At 54.7% G+C, this 18220-nt stretch carries 21 protein-coding genes and 1 pseudogene; all 22 read right to left on the minus strand.

Annotation, left to right across the window (positions count from 1 at the left end; genetic code table 11):
* Nucleotides 1-7: 7 nt before the first annotated feature.
* Nucleotides 8-1849 (minus strand): annotated as a pseudogene (gene nuoL, locus BJQ97_RS16370) (NADH-quinone oxidoreductase subunit L); the annotation flags it as partial.
* 17 nt (nucleotides 1850-1866) lie between these two features.
* A complete protein-coding gene (nuoK, locus tag BJQ97_RS16375; RefSeq protein WP_160157390.1) occupies nucleotides 1867-2172 on the minus strand; it encodes an NADH-quinone oxidoreductase subunit NuoK in 306 nt (101 codons plus the stop codon).
* Complete coding sequence (locus BJQ97_RS16380; protein ID WP_160157391.1) at nucleotides 2169-2690, minus strand: NADH-quinone oxidoreductase subunit J; 522 nt, start codon at nucleotides 2688-2690, stop codon at nucleotides 2169-2171. Before BJQ97_RS16380 ends, nuoK begins: the two co-directional genes overlap by 4 nt.
* A complete protein-coding gene (gene nuoI, locus BJQ97_RS16385) occupies nucleotides 2687-3106 on the minus strand; it encodes an NADH-quinone oxidoreductase subunit NuoI (RefSeq protein ID WP_044732821.1) in 420 nt (139 codons plus the stop codon). Before nuoI ends, BJQ97_RS16380 begins: the two co-directional genes overlap by 4 nt.
* 112 nt (nucleotides 3107-3218) lie before the next feature.
* A complete protein-coding gene (gene nuoH, locus BJQ97_RS16390) occupies nucleotides 3219-4220 on the minus strand; it encodes an NADH-quinone oxidoreductase subunit NuoH (protein WP_160157392.1) in 1002 nt (333 codons plus the stop codon).
* Complete coding sequence (locus BJQ97_RS16395) at nucleotides 4217-5317, minus strand: NADH-quinone oxidoreductase subunit D (RefSeq protein ID WP_160157650.1); 1101 nt, start codon at nucleotides 5315-5317, stop codon at nucleotides 4217-4219. The genes nuoH and BJQ97_RS16395 overlap by 4 nt, the downstream gene beginning before the upstream one ends.
* A 3-nt stretch (nucleotides 5318-5320) precedes the next feature.
* Nucleotides 5321-6394, minus strand: coding sequence for an NADH-quinone oxidoreductase subunit C (locus BJQ97_RS16400; protein ID WP_160157393.1), 1074 nt, complete (start codon nucleotides 6392-6394; stop codon nucleotides 5321-5323).
* A 3-nt stretch (nucleotides 6395-6397) separates the two neighbouring features.
* Complete coding sequence (locus BJQ97_RS16405) at nucleotides 6398-6910, minus strand: NuoB/complex I 20 kDa subunit family protein (protein WP_160157394.1); 513 nt, start codon at nucleotides 6908-6910, stop codon at nucleotides 6398-6400.
* Entirely contained in the window at nucleotides 6901-7269 is a 369-nt protein-coding gene (locus tag BJQ97_RS16410; RefSeq protein WP_160157395.1) for an NADH-quinone oxidoreductase subunit A, read from the minus strand. The genes BJQ97_RS16405 and BJQ97_RS16410 overlap by 10 nt, the downstream gene beginning before the upstream one ends.
* Before the next feature lie 529 nt (nucleotides 7270-7798).
* Nucleotides 7799-8200, minus strand: a complete 402-nt coding sequence (locus tag BJQ97_RS16415; RefSeq protein WP_160157396.1) for a F0F1 ATP synthase subunit epsilon — start codon at nucleotides 8198-8200, stop codon at nucleotides 7799-7801.
* A gap of 22 nt (nucleotides 8201-8222) precedes the next feature.
* Nucleotides 8223-9644, minus strand: coding sequence for a F0F1 ATP synthase subunit beta (gene atpD / locus BJQ97_RS16420; protein WP_011232825.1), 1422 nt, complete (start codon nucleotides 9642-9644; stop codon nucleotides 8223-8225).
* A 27-nt stretch (nucleotides 9645-9671) separates the two neighbouring features.
* Entirely contained in the window at nucleotides 9672-10529 is an 858-nt protein-coding gene (atpG, locus tag BJQ97_RS16425; protein ID WP_160157397.1) for an ATP synthase F1 subunit gamma, read from the minus strand.
* Nucleotides 10530-10596: 67 nt separating this feature from the next.
* Nucleotides 10597-12105 (minus strand): F0F1 ATP synthase subunit alpha, encoded by a 1509-nt coding sequence (gene atpA / locus BJQ97_RS16430; protein ID WP_160157398.1) that lies wholly within the window; start codon nucleotides 12103-12105, stop codon nucleotides 10597-10599.
* A gap of 24 nt (nucleotides 12106-12129) precedes the next feature.
* The gene (locus BJQ97_RS16435) at nucleotides 12130-12666 is read right to left on the minus strand and encodes a F0F1 ATP synthase subunit delta (RefSeq protein WP_160157399.1); all 537 of its coding nucleotides are present in this window, start codon (nucleotides 12664-12666) and stop codon (nucleotides 12130-12132) included.
* Nucleotides 12663-13196: a F0F1 ATP synthase subunit B gene (locus BJQ97_RS16440; protein WP_197072005.1), complete on the minus strand. Its 534-nt coding sequence runs from the start codon at nucleotides 13194-13196 to the stop codon at nucleotides 12663-12665. The genes BJQ97_RS16435 and BJQ97_RS16440 overlap by 4 nt, the downstream gene beginning before the upstream one ends.
* A 121-nt stretch (nucleotides 13197-13317) precedes the next feature.
* The gene (gene atpE, locus BJQ97_RS16445) at nucleotides 13318-13536 is read right to left on the minus strand and encodes a F0F1 ATP synthase subunit C (protein ID WP_011232830.1); all 219 of its coding nucleotides are present in this window, start codon (nucleotides 13534-13536) and stop codon (nucleotides 13318-13320) included.
* A 64-nt stretch (nucleotides 13537-13600) separates the two neighbouring features.
* A complete protein-coding gene (gene atpB, locus BJQ97_RS16450) occupies nucleotides 13601-14314 on the minus strand; it encodes a F0F1 ATP synthase subunit A (RefSeq protein WP_160157400.1) in 714 nt (237 codons plus the stop codon).
* Nucleotides 14315-14337: 23 nt separating this feature from the next.
* Nucleotides 14338-14715: an ATP synthase subunit I gene (locus tag BJQ97_RS16455; protein ID WP_160157401.1), complete on the minus strand. Its 378-nt coding sequence runs from the start codon at nucleotides 14713-14715 to the stop codon at nucleotides 14338-14340.
* Between the two features lie 4 nt (nucleotides 14716-14719).
* Nucleotides 14720-14941, minus strand: a complete 222-nt coding sequence (locus tag BJQ97_RS16460; RefSeq protein ID WP_160157402.1) for an AtpZ/AtpI family protein — start codon at nucleotides 14939-14941, stop codon at nucleotides 14720-14722.
* 366 nt (nucleotides 14942-15307) lie between these two features.
* Nucleotides 15308-15937 carry a uracil phosphoribosyltransferase gene (gene upp, locus BJQ97_RS16465; RefSeq protein ID WP_011232835.1) on the minus strand — a complete coding sequence of 210 codons (630 nt, stop codon included), beginning with the start codon at nucleotides 15935-15937 and terminating at the stop codon, nucleotides 15308-15310.
* A gap of 151 nt (nucleotides 15938-16088) precedes the next feature.
* Nucleotides 16089-17327 carry a serine hydroxymethyltransferase gene (gene glyA, locus BJQ97_RS16470; RefSeq protein WP_160157403.1) on the minus strand — a complete coding sequence of 413 codons (1239 nt, stop codon included), beginning with the start codon at nucleotides 17325-17327 and terminating at the stop codon, nucleotides 16089-16091.
* Nucleotides 17328-17419: 92 nt separating this feature from the next.
* Nucleotides 17420-17998, minus strand: a complete 579-nt coding sequence (locus BJQ97_RS16475) for a TIGR01440 family protein (protein ID WP_160157404.1) — start codon at nucleotides 17996-17998, stop codon at nucleotides 17420-17422.
* Nucleotides 17999-18220: the final 222 nt, after the last annotated feature.

The raw sequence follows: 18220 nt of genomic DNA on the forward strand, positions 1-18220 counted from the left end.
AGCCAGCCCCCCCTGTCAAGGCGAAAATGACGACCAAAATCGCCAATCCGGCCACCGTCACCGCCCCATACGTCTGCGCCTGCCCGTTTTGCCCGCGCGACCCAGCCGAAGCAGCCGCGCCAACGATGCCGGCGGCAAGCCGGGCGAGCCCTTCAACAAGGAAGCGGTCGACATACGCCAACAGGCGGCTGATGAATGACACGAGCGCCACAACCGTCAAACGGTAGATGTCATCGATATAGTAGCAGCGGCGCAACAGCTCATCGATATACGGAACGCGGGCGGACAGCCAATCGCGCGGCACGGTCCGCTTCCCGTACATCAGCCAAGCAAGAAGAATCCCGGCGAGCGACAAGGCGGTGGCCATAACGGCGATCCATCCCGGCGCCGCTTCATGACGATACGCTCCATCTGTCAACCATTCGCCAAGGAACGAGCCAAACCACGGCGTTTGCATGTATCCGGATGCAATCGACAGCACGCCGAGCACAAGCATTGGCGCCACCATCGAAGCCGGTGCTTCATGAGCATCCTCATGATGCCGCGCTTTGCCGGCAAAGACGAGGAAAAAGAGCCGGAACATATAAAACGACGTCAACAGCGCGGCAGCGGCCGCGAGCCAAAAGAGGAGGCGCGGCCCGTTCGTCCAGGCGGCGGCCAAAATTTCGTCCTTGCTGAAAAAACCGGCAAACAGCGGCACCCCGCTGATCGACAGCGCCCCGATGAGGAATAGCGGCGCGGTCCATGGCAGCCGCCGCCAAAGCCCTCCCATTTCCTCGATGTTTTGCGTACGCACGGCATGGATGACGCTCCCGGCGGCCAAAAAGAGGAGCGCTTTAAAGAAGGCGTGCGTCGTCAAATGGAAGATGGCCGCGACATAGCTGCCCGCGCCCAGCGCCAACATCATATAGCCGAGCTGGCTGACCGTCGAATAGGCGAGGACGCGCTTAATGTCCGTCTGCACCAAGCCGATCGTCGCAGCGAAAATGGCCGTCACCCCGCCGATCGTCGCCACGGTCATCATGGCTATACGGCTTGCTTCATACAGCGGAAACAAGGCCGCCACAAGATACACCCCAGCCGCCACCATCGTCGCGGCGTGGATGAGCGCCGACACTGGCGTCGGGCCTTCCATCGCGTCCGGAAGCCATGTATGGAGCGGAAATTGCCCCGATTTGCCGATGGCGCCGATGAAAATCGAGATGGCCGCAAGCGTCGTCATCCCCGGCGACAGCGTGCCGTCGCCGACGGCGCGGAAAATGTCATCGTAATCAAAGCTGTGCGTTTGCCAAAAGAGCAACATCATGCCGATGAAAAAGCCAACATCGCCGATGCGTGTCATGATGAACGCTTTTTTGGCCGCCGCTTTTGCTTCTTCCTTATAGAAGTAAAAACCGATCAGCAAAAACGACCCGAGCCCGACGAGCTCCCAAAAGATGTACGCCTGCAGCAAATTCGGCGACAGCACAAGACCGAGCATTGCAAACGTAAACAACCCTAAGTACGCATAAAACGTCGAAAACCGCTCATCTCCAACCATGTACCCTTGCGAATACACATGAACGAGCCAGCTGACCAGCGCGACGACGACAAGCATCCAAGCGTTTAGCGCGGTGACGGAAATCCCGACCGTCAACGTCACGCCGCCTATCGTCATCCATGTCCAATTCGCCTCATACGTCGACCCGCCGAGACGGTCCGCAAGCACGGCGAGCGCCAAAAGCAAAGATAACAACGTCGCGGCGATGCCGACATAGGCGCTTGCTTGTTTCCATCTCCGTCCGAACAGCAGCAACAGAATGAACGAACCAAGCGGGAACAGCGGCACAACCCAAGCTAGGTTCATCATCGTTCCCATCCCCTTCTCTAATGTTTCAACGAATTCGCTTCATCGACTTGAACCGTCTTCCGGCTGCGGTAAAAAGCGATGAGCGCGGCTAAACCGACAGCCGCTTCCGCCGCCGCCACAGCGATCGCAAACAGCGCGAACACGTGCCCGTGAACGCTGGGATGGGCGCCGTATTTGGCAAACGCGACGAAATTGATGTTGACCGCATTCAACATCAGCTCAATGCAGATGAGCACAATGACCGTATTCCGCTTCGTGAGCGCTCCGTACAGCCCGATGCAAAATAAGATGAGGGAAAGCGCCAAATAAGCCGATAGTGTCATGGATCTCCTGCCCCCTTGCCGTCTTTTTTCGCCAGCACGATCGCGCCAATTAAAGCGACAAGCAAAATGACGGACACGATTTCAAACGGAATCGTATAATACGAGTAAAGCAACTTGCCGATCGCTTTAGCGTTGTCGTCCGAAAGCGCGCTGCCGTCAGCGCCAAAGTCGAGCCGGCGGATGCCGAAGTAGACGGCAAGGCCGAAGGCGATGACGGAGATGGCGGCAACCGTTTTATGCCAGACGCCGCCAGTCGTTTGGCGCTCCTTCTCATCTCTATGATGGCGCGTCAGCATGATGGCAAACAGCATGATGATCGTGATGGCTCCGGAATAAATGAGCACTTGCACGACAGCGACGAATTCAGCGGACAACAGCACGTACAGCCCGGCAATGCCTAAAAACGTCATGACAAGAGCGACGACCATGTGGACGACGTTCGTCAGCTGGAGCATTGTCACCCCGCCCGCAATCGCCGCGAGGGCAAGCAAGAAAAAGGCGATGTCTGTTCCGCTCACGGCTTATTCTCCCTTCTTATGTTCGTATCGTTTTCATCCAGCCAGGCCAAATCTTTATACAGAGCGTCGCGGCTGTATTCGGCGAGCTCAAAGTTGTTCGTCATGACAATCGCTTCCGTCGGGCACACTTCCGTGCACAAATCGCATAAAATGCAAATTTCAAAGTTGATGTTGTACGTCTCAATCACTTTCCCTTTTTTCGCCGGGTCCGGGTGCTTTTTCCCGGTCAGCTGGATGCATTCGGTCGGGCAAATGTTGACACACTGGTTGCACACGATGCATTTTTCCGGATAAAACTTTTGGATGCCGCGAAACCGATCCGGGAGCGGGAGCGGTTCGTGCGGGTAATCGTACGTCACCTTTTCGCGCGTCAATTCCTTTAATGTATACGCTAATCCTTTCATCAACCCGATCATCCGTCTACCCCTCTCATGGGAAAATGGCGTTCCGACACGACCTTTGTCCGAAGGAGGAGGCCATGCTCATGGGCGGCTGCCCCTTCCTGGCAAGGCAAGTTGCTTTGTTCCTTTAGAAAAACCACGCCTTGACGACCGCCGTCAACACGATATTGACGAGCGAAAGCGGAAGCAGCACTTTCCAGGCGAACTCCATCAGCTGGTCGGCGCGCACGCGCGGAAATGTGGCGCGAAACCAAATGAGGACGAAAACGAACGCACAAAACTTCAACGCAAACCAGACAGCCCCAGGAATCCAGCCGAGAAACGCGACCGGATGCCAGCCGCCGAGAAACAAAATCGTCACGAGCGCCGCCATCGCGAACATGTACACATACTCGGCGAGCATAAAGAACGCCCAACGGAACCCGGAATATTCGACATGGAACCCCGCGACCAGCTCGGACTCCGCCTCCGGCAAGTCAAACGGTGTCCGGTTCAACTCGGCCACCGCGGCAATGAAGAAGATCAAAAACGCCAGAGGTTGGGCGAAAATGAACCAGACGTCTTTTTGCGCCGCAACGATGTCGACCAAATTCATGCTTCCAGCCAAAAGCACGACGCCAAGCGCCGACATGACGAGCGGAATCTCATAGGAAATCATTTGCGCCGCCGCGCGCATGCCGCCAAGCAGAGCGTATTTGTTGTTTGACGCCCAACCGGCGGCGACAACGCCGACGGTCGTCAAGCCGGAGACAGCAATATAATACAGCAGGCCGACGCCGATATCGGCGAACCGGAACGCATCGGTAAACGGCAGCACTGCCAACACCATAAACGACGGCGTAAAGGCGATGATCGGCGCCAGCACGTAGAGCGGACGGTCGGCCGCTTTTGGGATCGTGTCTTCTTTCAACAACAGCTTCAATACGTCCGCGACGGTTTGCAATAGCCCGAAGCGGCCGCCGACTTGGTTCGGGCCGATGCGCCCTTGCATAAACCCCATCACTTTCCGTTCGGCCAAAATGGCGTACGTAACAAAAGCGAGCACGACCGCCAACAACAGCGCCCCAAGCCCGAAAAACAGGGCGATGTTCGACCAGCTTGGCGTGGATTCAAGCCATTGCTCCATCATCCGTCGACCTCCCCTAGCACAATGTCAATCGACCCCAAAATGGCGATGACATTGGCTAAGTTTTCTCCTTTGAGCAGCTTCGGGAGTATTTGCAAGTTGTAAAACGACGGGCGCCGGAATTTGAGGCGGTACGGCTCCTTTTTTCCGTCGCTCGCAATATAGCAGCCAATCTCGCCGCGCGGCGCTTCGATGCGGACGAACGTCTCTCCAGGCGGCGCTTTAATGATGCGGGGCACTTTTCCCATGATCGGCCCCTCAGGCGGAAATTGCTCGCACGCCTGCTCGATGATGCGGAGCGACTGTTCGATTTCCGCCATTCGGCATTCATAGCGGGCGAGGCAGTCGCCGCTGTCGCGCACCGGCACGTCAAAATCAAAGCGGTCATAGATCGAATACGGTTCGTCTTTGCGCAAATCCCATTTGACGCCGGTCGACCGCAAGTTGACGCCGCTCAGCGAATAGCTGATCGCCTCTTCTTTCGTATACCGCCCGACGCCGGCGACGCGCTGGCGGAAAATTTCATTGCCAGTGACAAGCTCATGATAGCCGTGAAGTTTCTCCCGCATGTACGGAACAAACTGCTTCACTTTGTCAATCCAACCGTCCGGCGCATCCCATTTGACGCCGCCGATGCGCATATAGTTGAACGTCAACCGCGCTCCAGACAGCTCATTTAATAGATTAATAATCATTTCCCGTTCGCGGAACGCGTACAAAAACGGGCTCGTCGCGCCAAGGTCAAGCAAGTACGTCCCCCACCAGACGAGGTGGCTGGCGATCCGCCCGAGCTCCATGGCGAGAACGCGCAAATATTCAGCCCGCTCCGGCACTTCAATGCCCATCATCGTTTCGACCGCATGGCAAAGCACGTAGTTGTTCGTCATCGCCGACAAGTAGTCCATCCGGTCGGTGTACGGGATGATTTGCGTATATTGCAGCCCTTCGGCGATCTTTTCCGTTCCACGGTGCAAATAGCCGATGACCGGCGTCGCTTCTTGAATGATCTCGCCGTCAATTTTTAAAATGAGGCGGAACACCCCGTGCGTGCTCGGGTGTTGAGGGCCGACGTTCAAAATCATTTCCTCTGTGCGCAGCATCATCTACACCTCCGCATCATACGGCTCGTAATCTTTGCGCAGCGGATGCCCGACCCATTGTTCGCCCAGGAAGATGCGGATCAAGTTCGGGTGGCCGCGGAAACGGATGCCAAGCAAATCGTACGCTTCGCACTCCGGCCAGTTCGCCCCAGGCCAAAGGGGAACGAGCGAATCAATTTCCGGATTGTCGCGCTCGATTTTGACTTTCAGCGCCACCGGCTGCCGGTTCGGGTATGAGTACAAATGGACGTACACTTCCATATGGGTCTGAAAATCGGTGCCGTGCAGCTCGGATAGGTAATCAAACTGAAGTTGTTCATGGCCTTTTAACAACTCAGCGACTTGGTAGTACGCCTCTTTTTTCACGACAAGCGTCGGCATGTCTTTCGCGAGCCGATTGATGTACGCGTCCTCAAGCACATCCGGCCCGAGATGCTCATGAATGACGCGGACATATTTCTCAAGCAGCGGATCGTTCGGCGACGGGGCGGCAGACCGTCCGGTCCCTCCATCAGTTTCTTCGGCCTTCGCCCGGGCGGCCGCTGCCGCTTTTTGTTTCGCTCCCTCATCGTCAGCGCCGCCTTGTTGCTTCGCCAAGGCCGCCGCCCGCGCTTTTGCCGCGGCCGCGGCTTTCGCTTTCGCCGCGGCGGCCGCTTTTTGCTTGGCCAGTTCGTCATCGTTGCCGGACGCTTCCACCGCTTTTTGTTTAGCTAATGCAGCGGCTCTCGCCTTCGCTGCCGCGGCTGCCTTTTTCTTTGCCAGCTCAAGATCGTCCTTCGCTCCACCTCCCGCGGCTGCCGCCTCGCGTTGCTTCCGCAATTCCGCCGCCCGCGCTTCCTCCGCCGCTCGTTTTTTGGCCAAGGCCAGATCGTCAGCCGATGCTGATTTTGCTGCCTCTCCTTTCGTTGTTTCGATCTGGCTGTCATTTGAGTTTAGATGGGAGTTCAAACTGCCCGTTTCGGCGGTTGACTTGGCCTGTTCATCTGCCTGCCTAGCCGCAAGCCGTTCACGCGCCAGCTGTTTTGCCCGCTCGGCCGCTTCCTTTTTTTGCTGGGCCAAATCTTTTTCCTCACCCATCGATTACAGCACCTTCTTCCCCGTTTTGGCTTCCAAGCGGATTTTTTCTTTCAATTTATGAATGCCGTAGATGAGCGCTGCCGGATTCGGCGGACAGCCCGGTATGTACACGTCAACCGGAACGATCTGATCCACGCCTTTAACGACGCTGTACGATTTGATGTACGGGCCGCCGGCTGTCGCGCAAGAACCCATGGCAATGACCCATTTCGGTTCGGGCATTTGGTCATACAATCGGCGCAAGAGCGGCGCCATTTTTTTCGTCACCGTGCCCGAGACGATCATGACGTCCGCCTGCCGCGGCGAGGCGCGGAAAAACGAGCCGAACCGGTCGAGGTCGTAATGAGCGCCGCCGACTGCCATCATCTCGATGGCGCAACAGGCAAGGCCGAACGTCAACGGCCAAAGCGAACTGCTTCGGGCCCATCCTTTCAACTGTTCGAACGTCGTCAAAAAGACGTTTCGCTTTACCTCTTCCATTTCAGTTTTGGAAAATCCTTCCCATTTCACATCCATCGTAACACCTTCTTTTTCCAAGCATAGATAAGGCCAATGGCAAGCAAAACGATGAAAATGATCATTTCCACCAACGCGAACAAACCGAGTTGGTCATAGACAACAGCCCACGGGTACAAAAACACCGTCTCAATATCGAAAATGACAAACAGCAAGGCAAATAAGTAGTACCGAACTTGGAACTGAACGCGCGAGTCGTGAAAGGGATTGTTACCGCTTTCATACGTTGTCGCCTTTGCATCACTCGGCACGTGCGGCCGCAGCAATCGTCCGGCCGTGAGCGCCCCGATCGGCAACAGCACACCGAGGCAAAGGAAGACGAAGATGATCAAATAACTGTTTGCATAGATGTTGCTCACCGAGCTCGCCCCCTTTCGATTTACTACATACGTATGGTGTTAATGATGGAATTTTTCAATAATTCCTTCGATTTCATTATAACATTTATATCCAGCTGTGTCAGCAAAACTTCAAATTAACACTGTCAACACCGTATCCATTAATGTAAGCGCTTCAAATTTGTTGAAACGACGGAATGCTAGGAAACAGCGAACGACGCGGTTCAGTCGTGGCTAAAGCCGCCCGGTCTGCCGTATCATTCGCATCTACATTTTGAATGCTCTCCCACCTACGCTCACGCTTAGAGATGGGAGGACTCCGATTCATCCTGCACTGACGTTCACTCGTGGAAGTGGGGGGCTCTCGGTTTAAGATGATAAAAAGCCCGGACGGAACATTTTCCCCCCTCTCAAGCGCTTCCTCTTAGCACCGGCTGATTCCTTGATCGTCCTTCAAAAAGAACGAAAAAAGAGAGAGCGTTTGCCCTCTCCTTGACAGATGATTCTTCGGTTTTCATCAAAAAAAGCAGAGGAAAAACTCCCCTGCTTTTTACTTCATTTCGGCAACGTTCAAACGGTTCATGGCGCGTTTTAACGCCAGTTCGGCCCGCTTGAAGTCGATGTCATCCTGCTGGCTTTGCAGGCGGCGCTCCGCCCGCTCTTTCGCTGCTTTGGCGCGCAGGACGTCAATGTCTTCCGCCCGTTCAGCAGCTTGAGCCAAAATCGTCACTTTGTCCGGGCGGACTTCCAAAAAGCCGCCGCTGACGGCAATGTATTGCGTTTTGCCGTCTTTTTTCAGCCGGGCCGCGCTGATCTCGAGCGGAGCGACAAGCGGAATGTGCCCCGGCAAAATGCCGAGCTCACCGCTCTTCGCTTTGACGCTGACCATCTCAACATCGTCTTCGTACACCGGGCCATCAGGCGTGACGACGCTCACGTGGATCGTTTTCATGGTCCAATCCCCCTATCCCGGGTCACACTTCGACACCCATCGCTTTCGCTTTTTCAACGACTTCTTCAATGCGGCCGACTAAGCGGAACGCATCTTCCGGAAGATGGTCGTATTTGCCTTCCAAAATTTCTTTAAAGCCGCGCACCGTTTCTTTCACCGGCACGTAGGAGCCCGGTTGGCCTGTGAACTGCTCCGCCACGTGGAAGTTTTGCGACAAGAAGAACTGGATGCGGCGGGCGCGGTGAACGACGAGTTTGTCTTCATCCGACAGTTCGTCCATCCCTAAGATAGCGATGATGTCTTGCAATTCTTTATAACGTTGCAGCGTTTGCTGCACTTTGCGGGCGACTTGGTAGTGCTCCTCGCCGACGATTTCCGGCGCCAATGCACGCGATGTCGAGGCGAGCGGGTCAACGGCCGGATAAATCCCCATCTCCGCGAGCTTCCGCTCCAAGTTCGTCGTCGCATCCAAGTGCGAGAACGTCGTTGCCGGAGCCGGGTCCGTATAGTCGTCGGCCGGGACGTAAATCGCTTGGATCGAGGTGATCGAGCCTTTCGCCGTCGACGTGATTCGCTCTTGCAATTGACCCATCTCCGTCGCCAGTGTCGGTTGGTAACCAACGGCTGACGGCATGCGGCCTAACAGCGCCGATACTTCCGAACCGGCCTGCGTGAAGCGGAAAATGTTGTCGATAAAGAGCAACACGTCTTGACCTTGCTCATCGCGGAAGTATTCGGCCATCGTCAAGCCGGTCAACGCGACGCGCATCCGGGCGCCCGGCGGCTCGTTCATTTGTCCGAACACCATGGCTGTTTTGCTGATGACGCCGGAATCTTTCATCTCATGATACAAGTCGTTTCCTTCACGCGTCCGTTCGCCGACGCCAGCGAAGACGGAAATCCCGCCGTGCTCTTGAGCGATGTTGTGGATCAGCTCTTGGATCAAGACCGTTTTCCCTACCCCAGCGCCGCCGAATAGGCCGATTTTTCCACCTTTAATGTACGGCGCGAGCAAGTCAACGACTTTAATTCCCGTTTCCAAAATTTCGACTTCGGTCGCCAGTTCTTCGAATTTTGGCGCCGGACGGTGAATCGGGTCGCGGCGGGCGTCAGCCGGAATGTCGCCTTCCAAGTCGATCGGCTCGCCTAAGACGTTGAACACGCGGCCAAGCGTCACTTCGCCGACCGGCACCGAAATCGGCGCACCGGTGTCGATGACTTCCATGCCGCGGATAAGGCCGTCTGTGGACGCCATCGCGATCGTCCGTACCGTATCGTCGCCAAGATGCAAGGCGACTTCCAATGTCAAGTCGATGTCGACTTCGTTTTCGTTGCGCGCTTTATGTTGAATTTTCAGGGCGTTGTAGATCGCCGGCAAGTGGCCGTTTTCGAACTTGACGTCTACAACCGGACCCATGACTTGGATAACGCGTCCTCTTGTCATCGTTTTCCCTCCTAACTTGCTAGTCCGCTATTGCAAGGCGTTTGCTCCGGCGACAATTTCCGTAATCTCTTGCGTAATCGCCGCTTGGCGAGCGCGGTTGTAGGAAAGCGTCAATGTGCGAATGAGCTCGTTCGCATTGTCCGTTGCGTTCTTCATCGCCGTCATGCGGGCGGCGTGTTCGCTTGCTTTTGCATCGAGCAATGCGCCGTAAATGAGGCTTTCCGCATACTGCGGCAATAAGACGTCCAAAATTTCTTCTTGCGACGGTTCAAATTCGTACACCGTTCGTTGCTTATTCTCCGCCAAGTCGGTGAGCGGCAGAAGCTTCCGTTCCGTCACCTCTTGCTGGATCGCGCTCACGTAATGGTTGTAATACATATACAGCTCGTCAAACGTACCATCGGCGAATAACCCCACCGTTTGGCGGGCGATTTCTTTAATATCGGCAAACGACGGCTGATCCGGCAAGCGGGTAATATCGAGAATGACGGGCATGTTCCGCTTGCGGAAAAAGCTCAACCCGACGCGGCCGATGACGATGATCGCATATTCGTCCGGAGAAGCATGGCGTTTTTGGATCGTTTGGTACACGAGGCGCAGCACGTTGCTGTTGTACGCGCCAGCCAGACCGCGATCCGACGTGATCACAAGATACCCGGTCTTTTTCACCGGACGCGAAACGAGCATCGGATGCGAAGCACCCCCGGCGCCAAGCGCCACATTGGCCACGACTTCTTGGATTTTTTCCATATATGGAACGAACGATTTCGCGTTTTGCTCCGCGCGGTTCAGCTTCGACGTCGAGACCATTTCCATCGCTTTTGTAATTTGGCTCGTCTTCTTCGTCGCGTTGATGCGCGTTTTAATATCGCGTAACGATGCCAAAGGTTTCACCACCTTTTTGCTGCACGGGTTCTAACAGGCGAGAGGGGGCGATATGCCCCCGCCGGCCTTATTGTGAAACGACAAACGTTTTCTTGAACGCTTCGATCGCTTTGTTGATATCTTCCTCGTTCGGAAGGTCTTTCGTCGTGCGGATGTGCTCAAGCAAGTGCTGGCCGTTTTGGTCGAGCCACAAGTAAAACTCTTTTTCAAACCGGCGTACATCTTCAACCGGAATGTCATCCAAAAAGCCGCGCGTCAACGCGTAGATGATCAATACTTGTTTTTCGACTGGAATCGGCTGATGCAAATCTTGCTTCAGCACTTCGACCGTGCGCGCCCCGCGGGCGAGTTTCGCTTGCGTCGCCTTGTCGAGGTCGGAGCCGAATTGGGCGAACGCTTCGAGCTCACGGTAAGCGGCCAAGTCCAAACGGAGCGTCCCGGCAACTTTTTTCATCGCTTTGATTTGCGCCGCCCCACCGACGCGCGAAACGGACAACCCTGCGTTGATCGCTGGGCGGACGCCGGAGAAGAACAAATCCGATTGCAAGAAAATTTGCCCGTCCGTAATCGAGATGACGTTCGTCGGAATGTACGCGGAGATGTCGCCCGCTTGCGTTTCGACGAACGGAAGCGCGGTCAACGAACCGCCGCCTTTGGCATCGCTCAATTTCGCTGCGCGCTCAAGCAGGCGGGAGTGCAAGTAGAAAATATCCCCTGGATACGCTTCACGACCCGGCGGACGGCGAAGCAAGAGCGACAATTCGCGGTATGCCGCGGCTTGTTTCGACAAGTCGTCATAGACGACCAACACGTGTTGACCTTTATACATGAAATACTCGCCCATCGTCACACCCGCATACGGCGCCAAGAACAAAAGCGGAGCCGGCTGCGAAGCCGAAGCGGTGACGACGATCGTATAGTCGAGCGCGCCGTGTTTGCGGAGTGTTTCCACAACGGTGCGGACCGTCGATTCTTTTTGCCCGATGGCGACGTAAATACAAATCATGTTTTGACCTTTTTGGTTGATGATTGTGTCAATGGCGACAGACGTTTTCCCCGTTTGCCGGTCGCCGATGATGAGCTCGCGCTGGCCGCGGCCGATCGGCACGAGCGCGTCGATCGCTTTAATCCCGGTTTGCAGCGGCTCATGAACCGATCTCCGGTCCATAACGCCCGGCGCCGGGCTTTCGATCGGGCGCGTCTCCGTCGTTTCCACCGGCCCTAATCCGTCAACCGGCTGGCCGAGCGGGTTGACGACGCGGCCGATGAGCGCTTCCCCAACAGGCACTTCCATGATCCGGCCTGTGCGGCGCACTTCGTCTCCTTCTTTAATGCCGGTGTACGGTCCTAAAATAACGATACCGACGTTGTTTTCTTCCAAGTTCAACGCCATGCCCATCACGCCGTTGGCAAACTCGACGAGCTCGCCGGACATGACGTTGTCGAGCCCATGAGCGCGCGCGATCCCGTCGCCGACTTGGATGACGGTGCCGACGTCGCTCACTTGGATTTGCGATTCATAGTTTTCGATCTGCTGCTTAATGAGCGCGCTGATTTCTTCCGCTCGAATGCTCATGCCTTTCACCCCTGTCTTCAAATGTTAGCCGATCAGCTGCCGCCGAATCCGTTCAAGCTGCCCGCTGACGCTGCCATCGTAAATGCGGTTGCCGATGCGCAGCTTCACGCCGCCGATGAGGTCCGGATCGATGATATTTTCAATCTCAAGCGTCTGTTTGCCGACTTTTTGAGCAAAGACGTCGGAAAGCGCCCGCAGTTCTTCATCCGTCAACGGCCGCGCCGAATAGGCGACCGCCTTGGCAATGCCGCGCGCATCGTCGACGAGGGCGAGAAATTGTTCCGCCAGCTCAGGCACAAGGCCGAAACGATGGCGCTCAAGAAGAAGGAGAAGCGTGTTTTGCACCGGGGTGGACACACCGGCGAATGCTTCACGGATGAGCGCTTTTTTCTGATCGAAGGAAAGTTTCGGATACGAAAGAAGCGATAAAAACTCGCCGTTTTCCGCCAACGCCTGGCGCACGGCGCGAACGTCCTCTTCGATTCGGTCAAGCTGCCCTTGTTCGAGCGCGATTCGGAACAAAGCCGATGCATACCGTTTGGCGATCACTTCTTGGTTCATCGCGCTCCTCCTACCTCTTCAACGTCTTTGATGTACGCTTCAATCAGCTTGCGTTGATCTTGCTCGGTCAGCTCTTTTTCAATCACTTTTGAAGCGATCAAGACAGACAACGAGGCCACTTGTTCACGGAGCGCCGCCATCGCCTGTTCTTTTTCACGCTCGATTTCTTTTTTCGCCGCTTCTTTCACCCGTTCCGCTTCCGCACGGGCCGAGGCGACAATTTGTTCTTTCTGCTCTTCAGCCAGCTTGCGCGCGTTTTCAATGAGCGCTTGCGCTTCTTGGCGCGACTGCTTCATCAGTTCGCGCTGTTCTTCAAGAAGTTTTTCTGCTTCTTGACGGCGTTTTTCCGCTTGGTCAATTTCGTTCGCGATATGTTCTTCACGTTGTTTCATGATATTCATTAACGGCTGCCAAGCGAATTTGCGCAACAAGGCCAGCAAAATGATGAACATCAGCAATTGGTAAATAATCGTGCCGCCGCTGATGCCATGCGCCGCTTCGCCGAGCACCCATACGTTTGCCTTCCACAACACCGCGTTTCACTCCTTTCGACAGCTGTCGCACCAAGGCGATCTCGCAAAATTGCACATAAAGGAATGGCGAAGGTGATCGTTGACACGAACTTCGCCATCACTTTCCATTATCGATTTCTTATCGACCTAAGTAAATGAACGAGAAGACGACACCGATGATCGGAAGCGCCTCAACCAACGCAACCCCGATGAACATCGTCGTTTGCAAAACGGGACGCAATTCCGGTTGACGGGCAATCCCTTCGATGGTACGGCTGACGATTAACCCGTTGCCGATGCCGGCGCCTAACGCCCCCAAACCTACCGCAATCGCAGCTGCAAGTACACCCAAACTCATGTTGATAGTTCCTCCTTCGCAATGTTAAAGTAATGTTTCACAAGTCTTACTATGAAAGGAATGCTCAATGGTCATGACTGACCTTATGAGCCATATAAACCATGGTCAGCATTGTAAAAATGAACGCCTGAATAGAGCCGACAAAAATGCTGAACGCTTGCCACACCATCATCGGGACGGCTGCGCCAACAGCGCCAAGCACACCGTAATGCGTGCCAAGGCTGGCGAGCAAGCCAAGCAAAATTTCTCCAGCGTAAATGTTCCCGAAAAGACGCAAACCAAGCGTCAATGTGTTGGCAAACTCTTCAATGATTTTAAGAGGGAACAACCAGGCGACTGGACGGGTGTAATCGCGCAAATATTCGGACGCTCCTTTCATTTTGACGCCATAATAGTGGGTGAGGGCGACGACCATCACCGCCAGCGTCAACGTAACGGTCGCATCCGCGGTCGGCGATTTCCACCAAAGTTCGCCGTTGACATGGACGGAAAATGGCAGTCCAAGCATATTGGCCACAAATACATACATGATGAGCGTGACGCCCAGCGTCAAAAAGCGGCCGCCCGTTTGCCAATCCATCGTGCTGTTGATGATGCCTCTGACAAAATCAAAGACCCACTCCATAAAATTTTGCATTCCCGTCGGGCGCAACTGAAGCGAGCGAGTAGCCGCAACAGCAATGATGAACACGATTAAGCTCGTGATCGTAATCATCAACATATCTGATAAATTAAACGTAAGGCCTAAAAATTCGACAAGCGGCGCTTTATGCTCCATCCTCTCTCACCTCGCTTTCATGCCTACAGCTTGTCGTTTTTCCATTTGTGAAAGAAGAAATCTATTATAATGACAATGTAGGATGTCATTAATCCCAAAACGGTTGGCACGATATCGAAATGTTGCGGATGCGTCAGAACAATAACAGCGGTCAATGCGGCAAGCGCCAAACGCGACAAGGTGCCTAATGTGCGCACTTTTTTCCGCGCCGCTACCGCTTGTCCAAATTTTTCGATTTTCCAAGTCAAGTTCCAAACCATGAGGAGGCTGATCGATGTGCCGAGAATCAAGCTGAGAAAAACGGTTTTATACGGCGTAAATCCAAAGCCGAGCGTATAGATGGCGAGCAAATACAATATGTACCGAACTTGCCGCCAAAACATCGCTTGAAGACTTCCCATTTTATTACTCCTCAGAGGAATATTGGCGGATCAAGCGCAACATGGCATACACGCCGGCCGCCAGTCCGAGCAAGAGGCCGATGATCAAAAAGATCGGCTCGGTGCCAAACCGATCATCGATCCATCTCCCTCCGAAAACGCCGACCAAAATGGAACCGACAAGTTGGGAGACGATGGCGGACATCAATGCCATGGCTTGAAACGGGTGGCGCTGTTTTGGGGACATGCCAACACACCCTTTAACATAATGAAAACCTTCTCAATCTACCCCTTGTAAAGGATACAATACGGCCTGGTCAATGTCAATGTGTTTCCACGCAAAACCTCATTCACATAGGGCAAATATTAATAATTTGTGACAATTTCTCATTTTCCTCTCACAATGATGATGTATAATGATATATTTTATTTTTAGCCTATTTTCCTTCTCATTATCCTGTATACTTGGTCTTGCAAACGAAGCGGTTTCTCAGCGCCATCTTTCAGCCCCAGCCTAGTCGATGCAAACGCTTAACTGACGCATGGACAAGGCATCTTCTCCGCCCGCTCGATAGAATGTGAGCCCCGCGCGGCGCGGGGCGCTTTGCAACGGTTATTTTGTGCCAAACAGCCGGTCGCCGGCGTCGCCGAGACCAGGGACAATATAACCGTGGTCGTTCAGTCGTTCATCAAGGGCGGCGATGTAAATGTCCACGTCCGGGTGGGCCGTTTCCACCGCTTTGACTCCTTCCGGCGCTGCGATCAGGCACATAAATTTAATGCTTTTCGCCCCCCGCTTTTTCAGCGCATCGATCGCCGCCACCGCTGATCCGCCGGTTGCAAGCATCGGGTCGACGATGATAAAGTCGCGCTCTTCGACATCGCTCGGCAGCTTGACGTAATATTCAACCGGCTTTAATGTTTGGGGATCGCGGTACAAGCCGATATGGCCGACTTTCGCCGCCGGGATGAGCTTCAGGATGCCGTCAACCATGCCGATGCCGGCGCGCAAAATTGGAATGACGCCCAGTTTTTTTCCAGCTATCACTTTCGCTCTGGCTTTGCTGACGGGGGTTTCGATCTCGACTTCCTCAAGCGGCAGATCGCGTGTAATTTCAAACGCCATCAACGTCGCCACCTCATCGACAAGCTCGCGAAATTCTTTCGTGCCCGTATTCTTGTCGCGGATGTAGGTCAATTTATGCTGGATGAGCGGATGATCAAAGACGTACACTTTTCCCATGGGTCAACTCTCCTCTTCCGTATGTATGCGCTGCACTTCTATAAATTTTACTGGAAAACGAGCGCCTGTTCAACTGCCGAACGAACGGAAAAAGGCGCACCGCCAAGTCCGGAGGCGGTGCACCGTACGGTTTCGGATGAATTGGCGGCGCTTAGTCTTGATAGAGCGGAAACTTTTCCGTCAAAGCGGTGACGCGTTGGCGCGCTTCCTCAAGCGCTTGTTCGCTGCCGGCATTTTTCAGCACAAGGCCGATGATGGCGGCGATTTCGTCCATCTCTTCCAATCCGAAGCCGCGCGTCGTGACCGCGGCCGTGCCGATGCGGATGCCGCTTGTGACAAACGGGCTTTCCGGATCGTACGGAATCGTGTTTTTGTTGACCGTAATCCCGACCTCATCGAGCACTTTTTCCGCCGTTTTCCCGGTCAGCTGCTGCGGGCGCAAATCGACAAGCAACAAATGGTTGTCCGTGCCGCCCGAGATCAGGGTGAATCCTTCGTTTTGCAAGGCGGCGGCGAGCCGTTTTGCGTTCTCGACGACGCGCTTTGCGTACACTTTAAAGTCGTCTTGCAGCGCCTCGCCGAGCGCGACGGCTTTCGCGGCGATGACATGCATAAGCGGACCGCCTTGAATGCCAGGGAAAATCGCTTTGTCGATTTGTTTAGCGAACTGTTCTTGGCATAAAATCATCCCGCCGCGCGGGCCTCGCAACGTTTTGTGCGTCGTCGTCGTGACAAAATGGGCGTACGGCACCGGATTCGGATGAAGACCTGCCGCAACAAGACCGGCAATATGGGCCATGTCAACCATTAAATAGGCGCCGACTTCATCGGCAATCTCGCGGAACTTGGCGAAGTCGATGATGCGCGGATAGGCGCTCGCGCCGGCGACGATCAACTTCGGTCGGTGAAGACGCGCTTTTTCGCGCACGTCGTCATAGTCAATGACATGCGTTTCCGGGTCGACGCCGTATTCGACGAAGTTGTACTGAATGCCGCTGAAATTGACCGGGCTGCCATGCGTCAAATGGCCGCCGTGCGACAAGTTCATGCCAAGCACCGTGTCGCCGTGCTCCAAAACGGTGAAATAGACGGCCATGTTCGCCTGCGCCCCGGAATGCGGCTGAACGTTCGCATGCTCCGCTCCGAACAATTGCTTCGCCCGCTCGCGCGCCAAATCTTCGACGATGTCGACATATTCACAACCGCCGTAGTAGCGGCGGCCCGGATAGCCTTCGGCATATTTGTTCGTCAACACCGACCCTTGCGCTTCCATGACTGCGCGGCTGACAAAGTTTTCCGAGGCGATCAGCTCAATTTTCGCATGTTGCCGTTTCCGCTCTTGTTCAATGGCGGCGAACACTTGCGGATCTTGTTGTGGCAAGTAATTCATCAATAGCTCCCCCTTGTGCAAAATCAGTGAATATTCTTTTTTATTTTATCAGCTTCAGCAAGGCAAATTCAAAGAAAAAATGAATGAAATCTCTAGAAAGAACAGGAATCATTCGGATTTTCCAACGAGTAGACCGCGCGGGCGCCTCCGATCAGCTTCGGCCGCGTTTTCGCCAGCGTCACGCACGCCGATCCAATGTGCTTCACCGAAACGCGCACGGGAACGGCGACCGGCTTCAAATGCATGCCGATGAGCGTATGGCCGATGTCAATGCCGGCATCGGCGCGAATCGCTTCGACGACGACCGGGTCGGCGAGCTTTCGGTAAGCGTAGGCAGCCATCGCCCCGCCCGCTTTCGGCACCGGAACGACCGAGACGATCTCCAACCCGTGAGCTTTGGCAGTTTCCCGTTCAACAACAAGCGCGCGATTTAAATGTTCGCAACATTGAAATGCGAGCGCAACACCCATTTCGCGCCGCCATGCGTCAAGCTCGGCAAACAGTATGGCCGCAACGTCCATCGATCCGGCCGTGCCGATCCGCTCGCCAAGCACCTCGCTCGTGCTGCAGCCAATCACAACAACATCGCCGCGGCCAAGCGGCGCCTGTTGGCGAAATTCATGCAAGATGGCTTGCCATTGCTGCCGCCATTCGGTCAATCGTGCGTCCATGCCCTCTTCCCCTCCTTCGTTCGTTTTTATCCATGCTGCCATTGACGAACACGGGCACTTTCGACGGTGATTCGTCTAAACTGAGTCCAGCTCCGGGGATGCCTGCGATGATCACGAATATGTCGTTTTCCTAGAGGGATGGTGAAAAACGACCGATTTCGCCGAACCCGTTGCTTTCGGATGAAAGGGAAGCGTTGATTTTACAGGACTTCTCAATTTGAG

It is taken from the genome of Geobacillus sp. TFV-3, from assembly GCF_009901865.1.
Lineage (GTDB): Bacteria > Bacillota > Bacilli > Bacillales > Anoxybacillaceae > Geobacillus > Geobacillus thermoleovorans_A.